The 18,421-nt window shown below is 67.8% G+C and carries 14 protein-coding genes and 1 pseudogene; 12 read left to right on the top strand and 3 right to left on the bottom strand.

Translation table 11 applies throughout. From position 1 onward, the window contains the following. Nucleotides 1-190 precede the first annotated feature (190 nt). The 5 genes and pseudogenes from ACNUDN_RS18490 (at nucleotide 191) to ACNUDN_RS18470 (ending at nucleotide 6,083) form a co-directional block, all read left to right on the top strand. Nucleotides 191-2,155: a 2-oxoacid:acceptor oxidoreductase subunit alpha gene (locus ACNUDN_RS18490; protein ID WP_419125216.1), complete on the top strand. Its 1,965-nt coding sequence runs from the start codon at nucleotides 191-193 to the stop codon at nucleotides 2,153-2,155. Nucleotides 2,156-2,183: 28 nt separating this feature from the next. Beyond that, nucleotides 2,184-3,266 (top strand): 2-oxoacid:ferredoxin oxidoreductase subunit beta, encoded by a 1,083-nt coding sequence (locus ACNUDN_RS18485; protein ID WP_419123245.1) that lies wholly within the window; start codon nucleotides 2,184-2,186, stop codon nucleotides 3,264-3,266. A 45-nt stretch (nucleotides 3,267-3,311) separates the two neighbouring features. Further along, nucleotides 3,312-3,914: a molybdenum cofactor guanylyltransferase gene (gene mobA / locus ACNUDN_RS18480; protein WP_419123244.1), complete on the top strand. Its 603-nt coding sequence runs from the start codon at nucleotides 3,312-3,314 to the stop codon at nucleotides 3,912-3,914. Nucleotides 3,915-5,003: 1,089 nt separating this feature from the next. Beyond that, nucleotides 5,004-5,237, top strand: a pseudogene (locus tag ACNUDN_RS18475) (transglycosylase family protein); the annotation flags it as partial. A 309-nt stretch (nucleotides 5,238-5,546) separates the two neighbouring features. Next, a complete protein-coding gene (locus tag ACNUDN_RS18470; protein WP_419123243.1) occupies nucleotides 5,547-6,083 on the top strand; it encodes a transglycosylase family protein in 537 nt (178 codons plus the stop codon). A gap of 7 nt (nucleotides 6,084-6,090) precedes the next feature. Here ACNUDN_RS18470 and ACNUDN_RS18465 read toward each other — a convergent pair whose 3' ends face one another. Next, on the bottom strand, nucleotides 6,091-7,257 hold the full coding sequence (locus ACNUDN_RS18465) for an FAD-dependent monooxygenase (RefSeq protein WP_419123242.1): 1,167 nt from the start codon (nucleotides 7,255-7,257) through the stop codon (nucleotides 6,091-6,093). 118 nt (nucleotides 7,258-7,375) lie between these two features. Between ACNUDN_RS18465 and ACNUDN_RS18460 the strand changes: the two genes are divergently transcribed. The 3 genes from ACNUDN_RS18460 to ACNUDN_RS18450 are packed head-to-tail and all read left to right on the top strand — an operon-like array spanning nucleotide 7,376 to nucleotide 9,845. After that, on the top strand, nucleotides 7,376-7,921 hold the full coding sequence (locus ACNUDN_RS18460; RefSeq protein ID WP_419123241.1) for a dimethylamine monooxygenase subunit DmmA family protein: 546 nt from the start codon (nucleotides 7,376-7,378) through the stop codon (nucleotides 7,919-7,921). Next, complete coding sequence (locus ACNUDN_RS18455) at nucleotides 7,918-8,871, top strand: PDR/VanB family oxidoreductase (protein WP_419123240.1); 954 nt, start codon at nucleotides 7,918-7,920, stop codon at nucleotides 8,869-8,871. The genes ACNUDN_RS18460 and ACNUDN_RS18455 overlap by 4 nt, the downstream gene beginning before the upstream one ends. Continuing rightward, nucleotides 8,868-9,845 carry a heme-dependent oxidative N-demethylase family protein gene (locus ACNUDN_RS18450; RefSeq protein ID WP_419123239.1) on the top strand — a complete coding sequence of 326 codons (978 nt, stop codon included), beginning with the start codon at nucleotides 8,868-8,870 and terminating at the stop codon, nucleotides 9,843-9,845. The genes ACNUDN_RS18455 and ACNUDN_RS18450 overlap by 4 nt, the downstream gene beginning before the upstream one ends. Before the next feature lie 91 nt (nucleotides 9,846-9,936). Here ACNUDN_RS18450 and ACNUDN_RS18445 read toward each other — a convergent pair whose 3' ends face one another. Beyond that, nucleotides 9,937-10,155, bottom strand: a complete 219-nt coding sequence (locus ACNUDN_RS18445; protein ID WP_419123238.1) for a hypothetical protein — start codon at nucleotides 10,153-10,155, stop codon at nucleotides 9,937-9,939. After that, nucleotides 10,156-11,493, bottom strand: a complete 1,338-nt coding sequence (locus tag ACNUDN_RS18440; protein WP_419123237.1) for an ammonium transporter — start codon at nucleotides 11,491-11,493, stop codon at nucleotides 10,156-10,158. Nucleotides 11,494-11,665: 172 nt separating this feature from the next. On the opposite strand from ACNUDN_RS18440, the gene ACNUDN_RS18435 reads away from it, so the two are divergent. The 4 genes from ACNUDN_RS18435 to ACNUDN_RS18420 are packed head-to-tail and all read left to right on the top strand — an operon-like array spanning nucleotide 11,666 to nucleotide 18,413. Next, entirely contained in the window at nucleotides 11,666-13,723 is a 2,058-nt protein-coding gene (locus ACNUDN_RS18435) for a S9 family peptidase (protein WP_419123236.1), read from the top strand. Between the two features lie 11 nt (nucleotides 13,724-13,734). Continuing rightward, a complete protein-coding gene (locus ACNUDN_RS18430) occupies nucleotides 13,735-15,003 on the top strand; it encodes a saccharopine dehydrogenase family protein (protein ID WP_419123235.1) in 1,269 nt (422 codons plus the stop codon). A 44-nt stretch (nucleotides 15,004-15,047) separates the two neighbouring features. Further along, nucleotides 15,048-15,638, top strand: a complete 591-nt coding sequence (locus tag ACNUDN_RS18425) for a DUF937 domain-containing protein (RefSeq protein WP_419123234.1) — start codon at nucleotides 15,048-15,050, stop codon at nucleotides 15,636-15,638. Nucleotides 15,639-15,692: 54 nt separating this feature from the next. Next, nucleotides 15,693-18,413 (top strand): valine--tRNA ligase, encoded by a 2,721-nt coding sequence (locus tag ACNUDN_RS18420; protein WP_419123233.1) that lies wholly within the window; start codon nucleotides 15,693-15,695, stop codon nucleotides 18,411-18,413. The last annotated feature ends 8 nt before the right edge of the window (nucleotides 18,414-18,421 follow it).

Raw genomic sequence — 18,421 nt, 5'->3', positions numbered from 1 at the left:
GACGCGCGCGCCTGGTATAGGGCCACCTAAGAGAAGTGCAATAATCGGTACTGACAGTGACACCAAACTTTGGGTGAACGACCACCGGCGGCGCGTCGCGTCGGCTGCGACTCGGTGGGGTTCGCCAGATGTGACCCCGACAGCACCCGGGGAGAACACGGAAGGCAGGCGAGTGGGAGAGAACGGCCGAGTGGGAGAGAACGGCAACGTGGCCGCCAACGTCACCGGAGCGCCTCGGCAGAAGCTTGAGAAGGTTGTCATCCGGTTCGCCGGCGATTCCGGCGACGGCATGCAGCTCACCGGCGACAGGTTCACCTCCGAAGCCGCGTTGTTCGGCAATGACCTTGCCACCCAACCGAACTATCCGGCCGAGATCCGCGCGCCGCAGGGCACGCTGCCGGGGGTGTCGTCGTTCCAGATCCAGATCGCCGACTACGACATCCTCACCGCCGGTGACCGTCCCGACGTGCTTGTCGCGATGAACCCGGCGGCCTTGAAGGCCAACGTCTCCGATCTGCCCCGCGGGGGCCTGATCATCGCGAACTCCGACGAGTTCACCAAACGCAACCTCGCCAAGGTCGGCTATGCGGCCAACCCGTTGGAGAGCGACGAACTGTCCGACTACGTCGTGCAGGCGGTTCCGATGACCACGCTGACCCTCGGCGCCGTCGAGTCCATCGGCGCGACCAAGAAGGACGGCCAGCGGGCCAAGAACATGTTCGCCCTCGGGCTGTTGTCGTGGATGTACGGCCGCGAGCTGGAGCACAGCGAGGCCTTCATCCGGGAGAAGTTCGCCCGCAAACCCGACGTCGCCGAAGCCAACGTGCTGGCGCTCAAGGCCGGCTGGAACTACGGCGAGACCACCGAGGCATTCGGAACCACCTACGAGGTCTCACCGGCGAAACTCAAGACCGGTGAGTACCGCCAGATCTCCGGCAACACCGCCCTCGCCTACGGCCTGATCGCCGCCGGGCATCTGGCCGACCTGCAGATCGTGCTCGGCACCTACCCGATCACCCCGGCGTCGGACATCCTTCATGAGCTGTCCAAGCACAAGAACTTCAACGTCATGACGTTCCAGGCCGAGGACGAGATCGCCGGCATCGGTGCGGCCATCGGCGCCTCCTACGGTGGCGCGCTGGGCGTGACGAGCACGTCCGGGCCGGGTATCTCACTGAAATCGGAGGCGATCGGGCTGGCGGTGATGACCGAGCTGCCGCTGATCGTCATCGACGTCCAGCGCGGCGGACCCTCGACGGGTCTGCCCACCAAGACCGAACAGGCGGATCTGCTGCAGGCCATGTACGGCCGCAACGGCGAATCCCCGGTCGCGCTGCTGGCCCCACGCTCGCCGTCGGACTGCTTCGACATCGCGGTGGAAGCCGCACGTATCGCGATCGACTACCACACGCCGGTGATGATCCTGTCCGACGGCGCCATCGCCAACGGCTCGGAGCCGTGGCGGATCCCGGACGTGTCCACCTACCAGCCGATCGAGCACACCTTCGCCAAAGAGGGTGAGCCGTTCCAGCCTTACGCTCGCGATCCCGAGACGCTGGCCCGCCAGTTCGCGGTGCCCGGGACGCCGGGCCTGGCCCACCGGATCGGCGGTCTGGAATCGGCGAACGGCTCGGGCAACATCTCCTACGAGCCCAAGAACCACGATCTGATGGTGCGGCTGCGCAACGAGAAGATCGCCGGCATCGCGGTGCCCGATCTCGAGGTCGATGATCCCAGCGGTGCCGCAGAGCTGTTGATGCTCGGCTGGGGCAGCAGCTACGGCCCGATCGGCGAGGCGTGCCGGCGTGCGCGCCGCAACGGCATCAACGTCGCCCACGCGCAGCTGCGCCACCTCAATCCGTTCCCGGCCAACCTCGGCGAGGTGCTGAACCGATACGCCAAGGTTGTCGTGCCGGAGATGAACCTCGGTCAACTGGCGCTGCTGCTGCGGGGTAGGTACCTGGTCGACGTGCAGTCGGTGACCAAGGTGGAAGGGATGGCGTTCCTCGCCGACGAGGTGGAGGGCATCATCGACGCCGCGCTGGACGGAACGCTCGGCGACAAGGAAATCGAGAAGGCCAAGTTCGCCCGGTTGGCCGCGGCCACCATCGAGGCCCCGGCTACCGACGCGACTGGGGTGGGAGCGAACGCATGACCGACGAGCGCCTGCGTGAGGAGCCGAAATGACTGACCTGATCGGCAGCGATCTGGGATTGACGCCCGGCGGTCTGACCAAGACCAGCCTGGTTCCCAAGACCGACGAAGCACAGAAGGCCAAGGATTTCACCAGCGATCAGGAAGTGCGCTGGTGCCCGGGCTGCGGTGATTACGTCATCCTCAACACCATCCGCAACTTCCTGCCCGAGTTGGGGCTGCGGCGCGAGAACATCGCGTTCGTCAGCGGGATCGGCTGCTCCAGCCGGTTCCCCTACTACCTGGAGACCTACGGCTTCCACTCCATCCACGGTCGTGCGCCGACCATCGCGACGGGCCTTGCACTCGCCCGCGAGGATCTGTCGGTATGGGTGGTCACCGGGGACGGTGACGCGCTGTCCATCGGTGGCAACCACCTGATCCACGCACTGCGACGCAACATCAACATCACGATCCTGCTGTTCAACAACCGGATCTACGGTTTGACCAAGGGGCAGTACTCTCCGACATCGGAGACCGGCAAGGTCACCAAGTCGACACCCATGGGGTCGCTGGACTATCCGTTCAATCCGGTGTCGCTGGCGCTGGGTGCGGAAGCGACGTTCGTGGGCCGTGCTCTGGACTCCGACCGTAAGGGTCTGTCCGAGGTGCTTCGTGGCGCCGCGGCCCACCGCGGCGCGGCGTTGGTGGAGATCATGCAGGACTGCCCGATCTTCAACGACGGCTCCTTTGACGCGCTGCGCAAGGAAGGCGCCGAGGAGCGCTTGATCAACGTCACCCACGGCGAGCCGATCACCTTCGGCGCCGACGGCGAATATTGCGTGATCAAGTCCGGTTTCGGGCTTGAGGTGGCCAAGACCGCAGACGTGTCCGCCGACGAGATCGTCGTGCACGACGCGGCGCTGGCGGACCCTGCCTACGCGTTCGCGCTGTCGCGGTTGTCCGAGCAGAACCTCGACCACATGGTGATGGGTATTTTCCGTCAGGTCAGCAAGCCGACCTACGACGACGAGGCGCGCCAGCAGCTGGTGACCGCGCGCGAGAGCAGGGCACACGACACCGCCGCACTGCAGTCGCTGTTGCGCGGCAAGGACACCTGGACCGTCGACTAGAACGACTGGCTGACCCGGCGTAGGTAGCTGCGCTAACGTCACGGTGTGACGTCTTCGCTGCCCTTGGCTGCCGTCGTACTCGCCGGTGGCGCTTCCCGGCGGATGGGTCGGGACAAGGCCACCCTGTCCGTCGACGGTCCGTCGGGTTCGACGACGATGGTCGAGCGAGTGGTCTCGGTGGTCGGCACCCGGTGCGACCCCGTCTTCGTCGTCGCCGCGCCGGGGCAGCCGTTGCCCGATCTGGACGCGGTCGTGCTCCGCGACGAGGTGCGCGGGGTGGGACCGCTGTTGGCCACCGGACGCGGACTGCGGGCGGCCGCCGACGCGGGACGCGACCACGCCTTCGTCTGCGCGGTCGACATGCCGGCGTTGAACACTGAGGTCATCGACCTGCTGTCGGGGCCTGCCGAGCGGGTGGGCGCCGACGTGGTGCTGCTCTGGGACGGGCGTGATCACTATCTGGCCGGCATCTACCGCACCAGACTGCACACCGTGGTGGCCGATCTGCTGGCGGCAGGGGAGCGCAGCATGCGTGCGCTCGTCGACGCGGTCGACACGCAGCGCATCGTCATACCCGAGCTGCCGGCTCTGGCCAACGTCAACACCGCGGCCGATCTGGCCGCGATCGTGCCGCCCAGTTTGCGCTAGCAAATTCCATCCAATAATGGTCGAGATTCGACATTCATCGTCGCGCCACTCGACACACGAATTGCCATTCTTTGTAGTCGTGATAATTCACCGACGATATGACTCCTCACTGAAGGTCTGGCCTGTCGTACCGTGATCGAAGCCGTTGGGCATCAACGACATTCGACCGGTACGCAAATGAAAATCCGTCCTGGTGACCGCAATTCGTCGTGCGACAAAGGCCAGCTCTGCGCCCTCAGGACGTCAGTCGGCGACTGGCGGCCGGGCCGCCCGGTGCCGCCCCGGATCGCGCCGGCGGGTCCACGGCCGTCAAGCGATGTAAGTTATTGTCAGACAAAGGCATTCGTCAACGTGGGTGGTAGCGTCCGGCTGCTGACGCGTGTGACTCTGGCTAATCCATGCATCGAGATTCGGTTATTTTCAAGAGCTTTCGATGCACCGCTGATCGAGGTGGGCTGTATGGTCGCTCAGCGAAGCTGTTTGCCACTCTAGGTGTTTGAGAATCCCTGTGAGACAGCTCGTTCGAACCCTGCATCGCGCCAAACTTCGGGAAGAATGCCCGTTTGTCGTGGTCCAGGTCACAAAAGAGTGGTGATTTGAATCACTGCGCGGGGTTTGGCGCGGTGCCGCGCCGGGTGTGCAGAACCGCGGCATGACCAGCAAGGACGATGCCGCGTCGGCGTCGTGATCGTTCCGTGATCTGATCGCGACACGATCTCGATGGATATGACTTTGCGCGAATCGGTTTGTACGGTCCCTGAGAGCTTCTAACGGAGCAAATAACTCAAAACCACGAACCAGCGTGTGAGTGGGGCCTGGCCGGCTGAATCGGCCGCCGGGCCGCCGGGTACAGAATCCGGCGAGGTATGAGGTGACCTCCCCTGTCGTGCCCGACCGAGACGGCACGACCCAATCCACCGCCTGATCACAGGCACCACCCCCGTGCGGCACGGATGTGTCGATGCGGGGTGTATCGGCGCGCGCTCGGCGAAAGGACAAAAGTTGAAGAACATCCGCACCACGTTCGGGCTGGCCACCATCGCCGGGGCGCTCGCAATCGCTCCCGTGGCATTGGCCGGCACCGCGAATGCGGACGGCGTCAACTGGGACGCCGTGGCTGCCTGCGAATCGGGCGGCAACTGGTCGATCAACACCGGTAACGGCTACTACGGCGGGCTGCAGTTCACCATGGGCACCTGGCAGTCCAACGGCGGCTCCGGCTCGCCGCACCACGCCAGCCGTGAGGAGCAGATCCGCGTCGCCAACAACGTGCTGCAGACGCAGGGCATCGGCGCGTGGCCGACCTGCGGCGGACGCGGCTGATCGCCGACGAACGCGTACAAGAGGCGGTGCTGACCCCGGTCGGCGCCGCCTCTTGTCGTCCGATGTGCCGTTCGGTCGCCCCTCTGCGGCTGTCTTTCCGCCCGCTGGTGCTTGGTGTGCGGTGAACCGGACCCTGGAACCCCGCCTCTCTCAGAAGCCTCTTACGTCAGATAAGTAACTGCTAAAACTTTCGCCTCTGCGGTAACAGGTGATGTCTGTCACTCGACAGTTGAGATATCCGCATCGTGGAACGCTTCAACACTTCACCTGCGGGCCTTGAGTCATAACGGTCGGGGAAGGACCGCAGAGATGAACGTTCGTACCGCTGTCAGCAAGGGCCTGTGGGCCGCCGCGATCTCCGGAGCTCTGGCCGTCGTGCCGATGGCCCTGGATGGAACCACCGCGACGGCGCACGCCGATTCGGTCAACTGGGACGCCATCGCGCAGTGCGAGTCCGGCGGAAACTGGGCCATCAACACCGGCAACGGCCACTTCGGTGGGCTGCAGTTCAAGCAGACGACCTGGTCGGCCAACGGCGGAGCGGGCAATCCGGCCGCTGCCCCGCGTCACGAGCAGATCCGGGTCGCCGAGAACGTCCTGCGCACCCAGGGTCTCAAGGCCTGGCCGAAATGCGGTGCCAAGGGTATGGCCGCCCAGGTCTGGGGCAATCCGGGCCAGACGGCGCCGGTTCCCGCGGCCGTCCCGGCGACGACATCCGCACCGACATCGGCACCGACATCGGCGACGGCCAACGGTTGCGCGACCATGCCCACCTCGGCCTTCGGCGGCATTCTCGATTTGCGCAAGATGTGCACGGCCCTCTTCACCCCGCGCTCGGCGCGCTGACGGTCGGTCAGACCACGACATCCCTGACGGTCGGCCGGACGAACGACGAGCCGGCCGCGATCGAGGCCAGATGTGCGGTCACCGCCCGCTCCGGGATGAGCCCGGTGGCGCGGCTGGCCAGACCACTGAGCAGCGCCGGCCGCAGGTTGACGATTCGGCCGATCATCGCGGATTCGCGGACCAGTGGGCGCACCCGCCGTTTCCGGAACGTCCCGAAGCCGGCGAACGCCGTCGGGAGATCGGGGCTCAGCTCGACGAACCGGGCCAGAATCGCCGCGTCCTCGAGTCCCTGACATCCGCCCTGTCCCAGGTGCGGACGCATCGGATGCGCGGCGTCGCCGATGATCACTGCCGGGCCCTGTGACCAGCGCTTTGGTTGTGCACGGTCGTAGAGGTCGTTGCGCAGCAGCTCGGCCGGTTCGGTCGCGGCAACCAGCGCCGGTATCGGATCGGCCCAGCCGGCCAGTTTCGCCGTCAGGTAGGCGTGTTCGCCGCCGGGCGAGCGACCGCCCTCGCGGGCGCGCTCGGTGGCGAACCAATAGGTGTGATCAGGGCCCAGGGGCACATGGCCGACCTCGGTGCCCGCTCCCATGGTCTCGCCGGCCAGTTCGGGATCCAGCCGGTACGCCGCGACCCCCCGCCACGCCGTATAGCCGGCGTAGCGGCCGGGCAACGGACCGTTGAGGGTGCGCGCCACCAGCGAGCCGATGCCGTCCGCGCCGACCACCGCATCGGCGACGCGGGTCCGCCCGTCGGCGAGTGCGACGCCCACCGAGGACGTCCCGATCGACAGTCCGGTCGCCGACACCCCGGTCTCGACGATCCCCGGGGGCAGCGCGGCCAGCAGGATGTCGGTCAGCACGGATCGGTGGACCACCACCAGCGGCTCGCCCAGTGCGTCGACGATCCGCTGCGCGGACGGGCGTCGCAGCCACGCCCCGTCGCGCCAACGAATCGCTCCGCCGGTGACCCGGCCGCCGGCCCGTCTGACGGCGTCGCCCAGCCCGATGTCGTCGAGTGCGGCCAACGCATTCGGCCAGATGCTGATGCCGGCGCCGGCGGTGAGGTCGGTGCGTTGCTCGACCACCGTCACCTCGTGACCGCACCGGCGCAACGCGACGGCGGCCGCCAGACCGGCGATGCCGGCCCCGATCACGATCGTGTGCACCGGCATCCAGCGACTTTATCCGGGCACTCGTCAAACGGACGAGACAGACAGGTCACACGCACGAAACGCACCGCTGGTTTCCTGAACGGCAACACTGTCAACCGTAGGTGTACCGGAAGGTGTCATGAAACCTGCCCTCGAGCTCACCAGCGTGCCCGCGTGGGCGACCGTGGCGACCCGGCCGGCCGCCGACACCTCGGGAACGTCGTGGACGATCATCGCCTTCGGTGCCGCCGGAGCCGACGTGGCGCGGCAGTGGGCCGCCGAGATCGCATCCCGCCGCGGAGCGGCCGGCACCCGTGTGCACGAGGTCCCGATCGAGGGCGGGGACCGGCGCGCCGACGCGGCGTTGCAGAAAGACCTCGAGGGCGCGCGGGTCGGGTGGCGGCTGATGCTCGCAGGTCCTGCGGCGTCGTGTCTGCGACTGCGGGCCGCGGCGATGGCGGCCGGCATCGCCGACGACGAGCTCACGGTGGCCTCCACCGATGTCGTCACCCGAACCGTGCTGTGCGTGCACTGCGGCGCCGTCACCGTCGCCGACGTCGACCTCGAGGACATTTTGGCGTGCAGCGGATGCCATCGCAATCTTGTTGTCTATTACCATGTTTCACGTCGCAAAGGCGCGCACTTGGGTTTCATGTCCGACGCCGAGCATCAGGTGGTGTCATGACAACGCTGAAACTGACCGTCGCCGCGATCGACGACACGATCACCGGCATCCGCACGCTGACGCTGACCCGGGCCGGATCGGCACCGCTGCCGTCGTTCACCCCCGGCAGCCACCTCGTGGTCGAGTGTGGGGGGCGCGGCGGTCCGGTCAACGCCTACTCGCTGACCGGCGACGCGATCGCGCCCGCGGCATATGTGATCTCGGTACTGCGCGCCGACAAACCGCAGGACGCACCGAGCGGCTCCCGCTGGATCCACGACGAACTCGCGGTCGGGGACACGGTGCTCGCCCGCCCACCGCGCAGCGCGTTCGCACCGGTGCTGCGCGCGCGTCGGCACCTGCTGGTGGCGGCCGGAATCGGTATCACACCGATGATTTCGCATCTGCGCAGCGCCCGGTTGTGGGGGCGCGATGCGCGGCTGCTCTACCTGCACCGGGTCGGGCGCGGCGCCTACGTCGACGTGGTGCGCGAACTCACCGAGCACGCCTCGATCCACACCGATCGCGCGCCGTTCGTCGCCGAGCTGTCGGCGGCGCTGGCCGTTCAGCCGCTGGGTACCCACCTCTACATCTGCGGCCCCACCGCGTTCATCGACTTCGTGGTGACCACCGCCACCGAGTTGGGGTGGCCGGCCAGCCGGATTCACTTCGAACACTTCGGGTCCGCTGCACTGGACCCAGGTGAGCCCTTCACCGTGCGCCTGTCGTCCGCCGCCGAGGAGTTCACCGTCGAGTCGGGGGTCTCGCTGCTGGAGGCGCTGGAGAGTCGCGGCATCGACGTGCCCAACCTGTGCCGTCAAGGGGTGTGCGGGGAATGCCGGATCCCGGTGTCCGGTGGTGCCGTGACGCACCGTGACCTCTTTCTGTCCGAGGATGAGAAACGCGCCGGCGATTCGATGATGGCCTGTGTTTCGCGGGCCGAGAACCAAAGTCTGGAGTTGAACCTGTGATCTCGGCACCCGATCTGATCGAGACGTTCCCGTTCCCGTTCGCCACCGACGAGTACCGTTACAGCACCAACGTGGAGCCCGCGGGTGCACCGGTACACACCCCGGCCGGCCGTTGGGGCGAGAGAATCGTCGACGTCGACAGTGAGTACGAGTCCGAATTGCAGGAACGTGCAGCGGTTCTCGCCGCCGACCCGTCCCGGTACGCCGTCCTGCCGCACATGCGTCCCGCGTGCTGGGACGCGATGCTGACCCTGATGCAGGAGTTGGCCACCGCGTATCCGGACACCATGTCGCTGCAGCGTCGCGACCGGGGCTGGCGGTGGCGCAACGACCGTCTGGCAGTGCTGCAGGACTTCGTCTTCGGTGACGAGGCGACGCTGCCCGACGAACCGCTGGCCTACATCGCCGCCCAGGTTCAAGAGGACATCGTGCTGCTCGACCAGCGCGACGGCGACCTGTTCGGCGATGCCGGCGTGGTGACCTTCGCCGCCGACTGGTCCTTCGGTTTCGACGTCGGCATGACATTCCTGGAGATTCACGGACCGGTGCCGCGGCTGCGCCAGACCGGGGTCATCACCCGGGCCCGCGAGTTCCTGATGCGGCTGCAGCCCGGCCAGACCTATCGGCGCACCAACTGGACGCTGACCATCGGTCGGCGCCTCGACGTCTCGACCGAGCGATATCACGAGTGGGGGCCGGACCGGACGATGATCCAGGGGGTCTCGGACGAGGAGTTCGGACGGCTGGTACATCTGCGCGTCGAGGTGCAGCACCTGATCCGGTTGCCGGAATCCGGATCGATCTGCTTTCTGATCCGCACCTATATGCTCCCGTTCGCCGACCTGGCCACCGTCGAGCCGTGGCGGCGGCGCGCCGCAGCGGTGCTTGCCGAGTTGCCCGAGGACATGGCCGACTACAAGGGCATCATCGCCTACCGCGACCGCGCGGTGGCGTGGTTGCAGAGCGCGCGCTGACCCGGACACGACACAGCCCGGACACACGACAGCCCGGACAAACGACACAGCCCGGATCCTCTCGGATCCGGGCTGTGGCGTGTTCGGCGGGTCAGTAGGCCGGCGGCTCGCCTTCGGCGGCCGGTCCCTTCTCGACCGGGGTGTGTTCGATGATGGCTTTGTAGGCGTGGTTCTCGTGCTGGATCATCCGGACGAAGAATCCCACGAAAAGGACGAGTGCCAGGATGAACACCAGCCAGGTGCCCAGCGAGTTCCCGCCGAATGTGAAGACCACGCCGGGGACGTCGTAGCTGTCGATCGGACTGAACATCTATTTCACCTCCTCACCGGCGATGAGCACGGCGGTGCCGCTGGTGGAGCGCATCGCGGTGACCGGGATACCTTCGGGGTACGGCGTGGCCGGAACCTCGGACAGATCCAGCCCCTGATCTTCGACCTCCGGCGGAATTCTCAGTAGCCCGGCCTTTTTCAGACCCAGCGACAACAGGTAGGCGGGGATGAAGCCCAGTGCCGCGAAGACCAGGGCCCCGACCGCCTGTCCCCAGAAGGAGATGGACGGGTTGCCGTCGGTGTTGGGGTAGCCGGCCAGGAAGATCCCTGCCACCAGAACCGAATACAGTCCGATGCCGCCGTGCACGGAGACCGCGCCGACCACGTCGTCGATCTTGAACTTCTCCAGTAGCTTGCCGATGTAGGGGATCAGCGCACCGGCGCCCAGCGAGATGATGAACGTCAGTGCCGGGTGGTAGAGATCCAGGCCGGACGCTGCGCCGATGACACCGGCCAGCCCGCCCGAGATGGTCCAGAACGGTTCGCCCCGTGAGGTCAGGTAGGCGCCGATGATGCCGCCCGCCAACGCCATCAGCGTATTGAATGCGAAGGCCGACAACGTGGTCGGGCTGGCGTAGATCGTCGAGTAGCCGTCGGCGCCGTAGATCACACAACCCATCAGGAAGCCGAAGAACCCGGTGAAGATCAGGAACAGGCCGAGCATGGTGAGCGGCAGGTTGTGCGGCCGGATCGTGACCGCGGTGCCGTCGGGCAGGAACCGCCCGATGCGCGGACCGAGATTGATCAGGATTCCCAGCGCCGCGAAACCGGCGATCATGTGCACGCAGCCCGCCGCGCCGACATCGTGGAAGCCCAGTTTGGTCAGCATCCAGCCGGCACCGTGCCAGCCCCAGGACGCGCCGATGATCCACAGCACCGAGCCGACGAACACGGTCAGCACCAGGAATCCGCTGGTGCGGATCCGCTCCAGGACCGCCCCCGACATGATCGAACCGGTGGTGGCGGCGAACAGTGCGAACGCACCCCAGAAGATGCCGCTGGCGGCGTCGTCGGTGTTCGGGCCCATGTTGTCGCTCCAGGGCAGCGCCGCCATGGCCGCATCGTTGAACTCGATGAAGCCCGAGGGCATCGCGTTGTACAGGAACCAGCCGACGAAGTAGAACGACGCCACGATGGTGGCGAAGGCCAACAGGTTCTTCATCGCGGTGGCCAGCACGTTCTTCGATCGGGAGGCGCCGATCTCGTAGGCCAGGAAGCCGGCGTGGATGAGCATCATCAACGCAATGGACATCCAATAGAAGAACTCGTTGTTGACTGCGGCCATGGACGCAAGTGCGTCCTCGACTTCGGGTGTCAAGGGGGACCTCCGCCTGGTGTGGTGGGTGACGCCCGCGAACGTGAGTTTATTCGTAGTGTTCGCGAGGTACTGATGGTGTACGACGTGACGCTAACTCCGGGAATGTGTCCCACCGGTCAAGGTGTGTTAAATCCGCGTGAAGTCGTGTCCGGCAGTGTGTTACGAAGCCGGTATGGCATCTGAACCTGGACCCGGAGTCACAAACCCGGCGACCCCGACAACCCCGGCGACCCCGACAACCCCGGCGACCTTCCATCGCCTCGACGGGGACCTCGACACGTTTCTCGCGATGCCCCGGGTGGCGGGCCTCGCGGTCGCACCGGACGGATCCCGGGTGGTGACGACGGTGTCGCAGCTCAACGACGAGCGCACCGAGTTCGTCAGCGCGGTGTGGGAAATCGACCCCACCGGTGGCCGGCCGGCCCGGCGTCTGACTCACGGGGTCACCGGGGAATCCGCGCCGGAGTTCACCGCCGACGGCGATCTGCTCTTTCTGGCCGCCCGCCCGACCGGGGACCGAGACGCCACGGCGGCCAAATCGCTGTGGCGACTTCCCGCCGCGGCAGGTGAGGCCCATGAGGTGCTGGCTCTGCCCGGCGGCATCGAGGGCGTGGCATCGGCGGACTCCGGTGACACCGTGATCGTCACCTCGTCGATGCTTCCGTCGGCGGCCGACGCCGACGACGACACGCGGCTGCGGGCGGTCCGCACGGACGGCAAGGTCTCGGCGGTGCTGCACAGCGGCTATCCCGTGCGCCACTGGGACCACGACCTCGGTCCGCAGCAACCGCATCTGTTCGCGGTCGCCGGCGGTCGGGCGCGGGATCTGACTCCCGGCCCCGGAGCAGCGCTGCGGGAGGGACACTTCGACCTGAGCCCGGACGGCACGTTCCTGGTGACGACGTGGCAGCAGCCGACGGCGGGGGCGGCGCGGCGCACGGTCCTGGTCCGGATCGACACCGCGACCGGGCACCGGAGCATCCTCGCCGAGGACCCCGACGCCGACCTAGGATCCCCGGCGATCGCGCCCGACGGTGCGTCGGTGGCCTACACCCGCGAGACGATCTCGTCACCGCACCAGGCGCCTCGAATCACCCTGTGCCTGCTCCGATTCGGCGACCAGCCGGTCGAGCTGACCGCCGAATGGGACCGGTGGCCAACCTCGGTCGCCTGGTTGTCGGACGCAACGTCGGTGATCGTCACCGCCGACGACAACGGCCGCGGACCCGTCTTCGCGGTCGATGCGGGCTCCGGCACGGTGCGCGCCCTGGTGTCCGACGACTTCACCTACAGCGACGTGCGGCCCGCCCCCGGCGGTGTGCTGTTCGCCCTCCGCAGTTCCTATGCGGCACCGCAACATCCGGTCCGTATCGACGCCGACGGAACCGTCACCGCGCTGGACTGCGTTGCGCTGCCCGAACTTCCCGGCACGCTCACCGAGGTGGCCGCCGTCGCCGCCGACGGGCATCGGATCCGGTCCTGGATGGTTCTACCGCACAGTGCGGATCCGGCACCGTTGCTGCTGTGGGTGCACGGCGGCCCGCTGGCGAGCTGGAACGCCTGGCATTGGCGCTGGAACCCGTGGCTGATGGCTGCCCACGGTTACGCCGTCCTGCTGCCGGACCCGGCGCTGTCCACCGGCTACGGGCAGAGCTTCGTCCAACGGGGCTGGGGCGCCTGGGGATCGGCTCCCTACACGGATCTGCTGGCGATCACCGACGCGGCGTGCGCGCACTCCGCGGTGGATGCGTCGAGGACCGCGGCGATGGGCGGCTCGTTCGGCGGATACATGGCCAACTGGATCGCCGGGCACACCGACCGCTTCGCCGCGATCGTCACCCATGCCGGTTTGTGGGCGCTCGACCAGTTCGGGGCCACGACCGACGGCGCCTACTGGTGGGCCAGAGAGATGACCCCGGAGATGGCCCGCACCAACTCACCGCACCACTTCGTCTCCGACATCGCCACCCCGATGCTCGTCATCCACGGCGACAAGGACTACCGGGTGCCGATCGGCGAGGCGCTGCGGCTCTGGTACGACCTGCTCAGCCGGTCGGCACTGCCGGCGGCCGCCGACGGCACCACCGAGCACCGGTTCTTGTACTACCCATCGGAGAGCCACTGGGTGCTCAGCCCGCAGCACGCCAAGATCTGGTACCAGGTCGTACTCGCCTTCCTGTCTCGACATGTGCTCGGCCGGGATATCGAGTTGCCCGAAACGCTCGGGTAGCGTCGGCGAGCATGAGCGCTGACGCTTCTGCACCCGACCGCGAACACGACATCGTGCTCTACGGCGCCACCGGATTCGTCGGGAAACTGACCGCGCAGTATCTGGCGTCTGCGGGATCCGGTGCCCGGATCGCGCTGGCGGGCCGCTCGGCGGACCGCCTGCTGGCGGTGCGGGAATCGCTGGGGGAGCCCGCCCAGGACTGGCCGGTGCTGGTCGCCGACGCGTCGCAGCCCTCGACGCTCAACGCACTGGCCGCCGGCGCCCGGGTGGTGGTCACGACGGTGGGCCCGTATCTGCGCTACGGGATGCCGCTGGTGGCGGCGTGCGCGGCGGCCGGCACCGACTACGCCGACCTGACCGGTGAGACGTTGTTCGTACGCGAGAGCATCGACCTGCACCACAAGCAGGCAGCCGACACCGGCGCCCGCATCGTGCACGCGTGCGGGTTCGACTCGATACCGTCCGACCTGACGGTGTACGCGCTGTACCGGCAGGCCGAGCGCGACGGCGCCGGCCAGCTCGCGGACACCAACTTCGTGGTCCGCCGGTTCGCCGGCGGCGTGTCCGGCGGCACATTGGCATCGATGACCGAGCTGGCCCGCGAGGCGGCGCTGGACCCCGAAGCCCGGCGCCTGCTCAACGATCCCTACACCTTGACCCCGGACCGCGGCGCCGAGCCGGAACTCGGCGCGCAGCCCGACGCCCGGTGGCGTCGCGGTCGTGAGATCGCCCCCGAACTCGACGGGTACTGGGTCGGTGCGTTCGCGATGGCGCTGCCCAACACCCGTATCGTGCGGCGCAGCAATGCGTTGCTGGACTACGCGTACGGCCGGCGGTTCGAATACGCCGAGCAGATGAGCACCGGACGCTCGGTCGGCGCCCCGCTGGTCGCGGCCATGGCCACGGCCGGCAACGTCGCAACGGTGGGGCTCGGCAGCCGATTCCTCGACCGGGTGCCCCGCGGCGCGCTCGAGCGCATCCTGCCCAAGCCGGGCACCGGACCCAGCGAGCAGACCCGCGAGCGCGGGCACTACTCGGTGGAGACCTACACCACGACGTCCTCCGGGGCCCGTTACGTGGCGCGGATGTCCCAACAGGGTGACCCGGGATACAAGGCGACGTCGGTCCTGCTCGGCGAGAGCGGACTGGCGCTGGCGCTGGACCGGGACAAGCTCTCTGACCTGCGTGGCGTGCTGACCCCGGCGGCGGCCATGGGGGATGCGTTGCTGGCCCGCTTCCCGGGCGCCGGGGTCACCCTGGACGTGTCCCGGCTGAACTGACCGAACCGATCCCGGGCCGGGTCGAGCGGGTCTACTGTCGGTCCATGGCTGACCTTGACGAGCTCTACGCCGAGATTCCCACGCAGCAGCTCGCGGCCCGGCTCGGTGCCGACGAGTCCGAGGTGCGCAGCGCGGTCAAGACCCTGCTGCCGGTCCTCGTCGGTGGGCTGCAGCACAACGCGCAGGACCCCGGGACCGCGCCGAACATCGCGTCGGCGGCCAACAGCCACGCCGGGCTGCTCGACGGCGGGGTCGACGTCGACCAGGTGGACACGGCCGACGGCTCCAAGGTGGTCGCGAAGATCTTCGGCGGTAACGACACCTCGCAGGTGGCCAGTGCGCTGTCGGGCGGGGGCGCCGGCAACAGCGACCTGATCAACCGCTTGCTGCCGCTCCTGGCGCCGATCGTGCTGGCCTACATCGGCAAAGAGCTCACCGGCGGCCAGGGCCAGCCGCAGGCGCAGGGTGGCGAGAACGCAGGTCCGCTCGGCGACATCCTCGGCGGGATCCTCGGCGGCGGCCAGCGCGGCGGCGGCGACAACCCGCTGGGCAGCATTCTGGGCAGCGTGCTCGGCGGCGACAAGGGCGGTCCCCTCGGCGACATCCTGGGTGGGTTGCTGGGCGGGAAGAAATAGCGCGGCCCGTCGGGCGGCACGAAGCAGTTCGCGGCCGCTTCCTAGAATGGCGCGGTGACCTCCCAGCCTGCCGGCGACGCGCAGCCCGCCTCCCAGCTCGAAGCCCTGCCCAAGTCCTGGGATCCGGGAGCGGTCGAGGCCGACCTGTACGACGGGTGGGTTGCGGCGGGTTACTTCACCGCGGACCCAGAGAGCACCAAGCCTCCGTACTCGATCGTGCTGCCGCCGCCCAACGTGACCGGCAGCCTGCACATGGGGCATGCGCTCGATCACACCTTGATGGACGCGCTCACCCGGCGTAAACGCATGCAGGGCTACGAGGTGTTGTGGTTGCCCGGCATGGACCACGCCGGTATCGCCACTCAGTCGGTGGTCGAGAAACAACTGTCGGCCGACGGGAAGACCAAAGAGGACCTCGGCCGCGAGCGGTTCGTCGAGAAGGTGTGGGACTGGAAGCGCGAGTCCGGTGGCACCATCGGCGCCCAGATGCGGCGGCTCGGCGACGGGGTGGATTGGAGCCGCGACCGGTTCACCATGGACGAGGGCCTCTCGCGTGCGGTCCGCACGATCTTCAAGCGGTTGTTCGACGCCGGGTTGATCTATCAGGCCGAGCGGCTGGTGAACTGGTCGCCGGTGCTGCAGACCGCGATCTCCGACCTCGAGGTCAAGTACGAAGACGTCGAGGGCGAACTGATCTCGTTCCGGTACGGCTCGATGGACGACGACGAACCGCATATCGTGGTCGCCACCACGCGGCTGGAGACGATGCTCGCCGATACCGCCATCGCGGTGCACCCCGACGACGAGCGCTACCGCACGCTGGTGGGCACCACGCTGCCGCACCCGTTCCTGGAACGCGATATCGTCATCGTCGCCGACACCCATGTCGACCCGGAATTCGGTACCGGCGCAGTCAAAGTCACCCCGGCGCACGACCCCAACGACTTCGAGATCGGACTGCGGCATCAGCTGCCGATGCCCTCGATGCTCGACACCAAGGGCCGGGTCGCCGACACGGGCACCCGGTTCGACGGGATGGACCGCTTCCAGGCTCGGGTGGCGGTGCGCGAGGCGCTGGCCGAGCAGGGGCGCATCGTCGCCGAGAAGCGGCCCTATCTGCACAGCGTCGGTCATTCGGAGCGCAGCGGCGAACCCATCGAACCGCGGCTGAGCCTGCAATGGTGGGTCAAGGTGGAATCGCTGGCCAAGGCTGCCGGCGACGCGGTTCGCAACGGCCACACCGTGATTCACCCGGCCAGTCTGGAGCCGCGGTGGTTCGCCTGGGTCGACAACATGCACGACTGGTGTATCTCGCGTCAGCTGTGGTGGGGCCACCGCATCCCGATCTGGCACGGCCCCAACGGTGAGACCGTCTGCGTCGGTCCGGACGAGACGCCGCCGGAGGGTTGGGAGCAGGACCCCGACGTGCTCGACACCTGGTTCAGCTCGGCGCTGTGGCCTTTCTCCACGATGGGCTGGCCCGATCCCACACCCGAGTTGGCCAAGTTCTATCCGACCACGGTGCTGGTGACCGGCTACGACATCCTGTTCTTCTGGGTGGCGCGGATGATGATGTTCGGCACGTTCGTCGGGGAGGATCCGGCGATCACCGCAGGGGACGCCCGACCCAAGGTGGGTCCTCAGGTTCCCTTCGAGAATGTGTTCCTGCACGGCCTCATTCGCGATGAGTTCGGTCGCAAGATGAGCAAGTCCCGCGGCAACGGCATCGACCCGCTGGATTGGGTGGAGATGTTCGGTGCCGACGCGCTGCGCTTCACGCTGGCTCGCGGCGCGAGCCCGGGCGGTGACCTGTCCATCGGCGAGGACCACGCCCGCGCGTCGCGCAACTTCGCGACCAAACTGTTCAACGCGACCCGCTTCGCACTGCTGAACGGGGCCAGCCCGGCGCCGTTGCCGCCGTCGACCGAACTGACCGACGCCGACCGGTGGATCCTCGGCCGTCTCGAGGAGGTGCGGGTCGAGGTCGACGCGGCGTTGGACAACTACGAGTTCAGCCGCGCCTGCGAGGCGCTCTACCACTTCGCCTGGGACGAATTCTGTGATTGGTACGTTGAGCTCGCCAAAGTTCAACTGGGAGAGGGTATCTCGCATACCACGGCGGTACTGGCCGTCGTGCTCGACGTGTTGCTCAAACTGCTGCACCCGGTGATGCCGTTCGTCACCGAGGTGCTGTGGAAGGCGTTGACCGGAGGGGCCGGGGCGAGCGAAGCGACGGGGGAGAACGTGGAGTCGCTGGTCATCGCGGACTGGCCCGCCCCGACCGGTTTCCCGGTGGATCCGCCGGCCGTCCAGCGGGTGGCCGACATGCAGAAGCTCATCACCGAGGTGCGCAGGTTCCGCAGCGATCAAGGCCTGGCCGATCGGCAGCGGGTGCCCGCGCGGCTGTCGGAGATCACGGCCGCCGGCCTGCAGGCGCAGGTGCCCGCCGTCGCGGCGCTGGCCTGGCTGACCCCGCCGGGTGACGGCTTCGCGCCATCGGCCGCCGTGGAGGTGCGGTTGTCGACGGCCACCGTGGTCGTCGAGGTCGACACGTCGGGGACGGTGGACGTCGACGCCGAGCGTCGGCGGCTGGAGAAGGACCTCGCCGCCGCGCAGAAGGAATTGGCGGGGACCTCCGGAAAGCTGAGCAACGAGGCGTTCCTGGCCAAGGCGCCCGCCGACGTCGTCGACAAGATTCGGGCCCGCCGGCAGGTGGCCGGGGAAGAAGTCGAACGCATCACGGCCCGGCTGGCTGCCCTGCCGGCGGGCGGGTAGGGGCCCGC

The organism is Mycobacterium sp. smrl_JER01, assembly GCF_048513595.2.
In the GTDB taxonomy this organism is placed as follows: Bacteria; Actinomycetota; Actinomycetes; order Mycobacteriales; family Mycobacteriaceae; genus Mycobacterium.
This window is presented reverse-complemented; position numbering and strand designations above follow the sequence as displayed.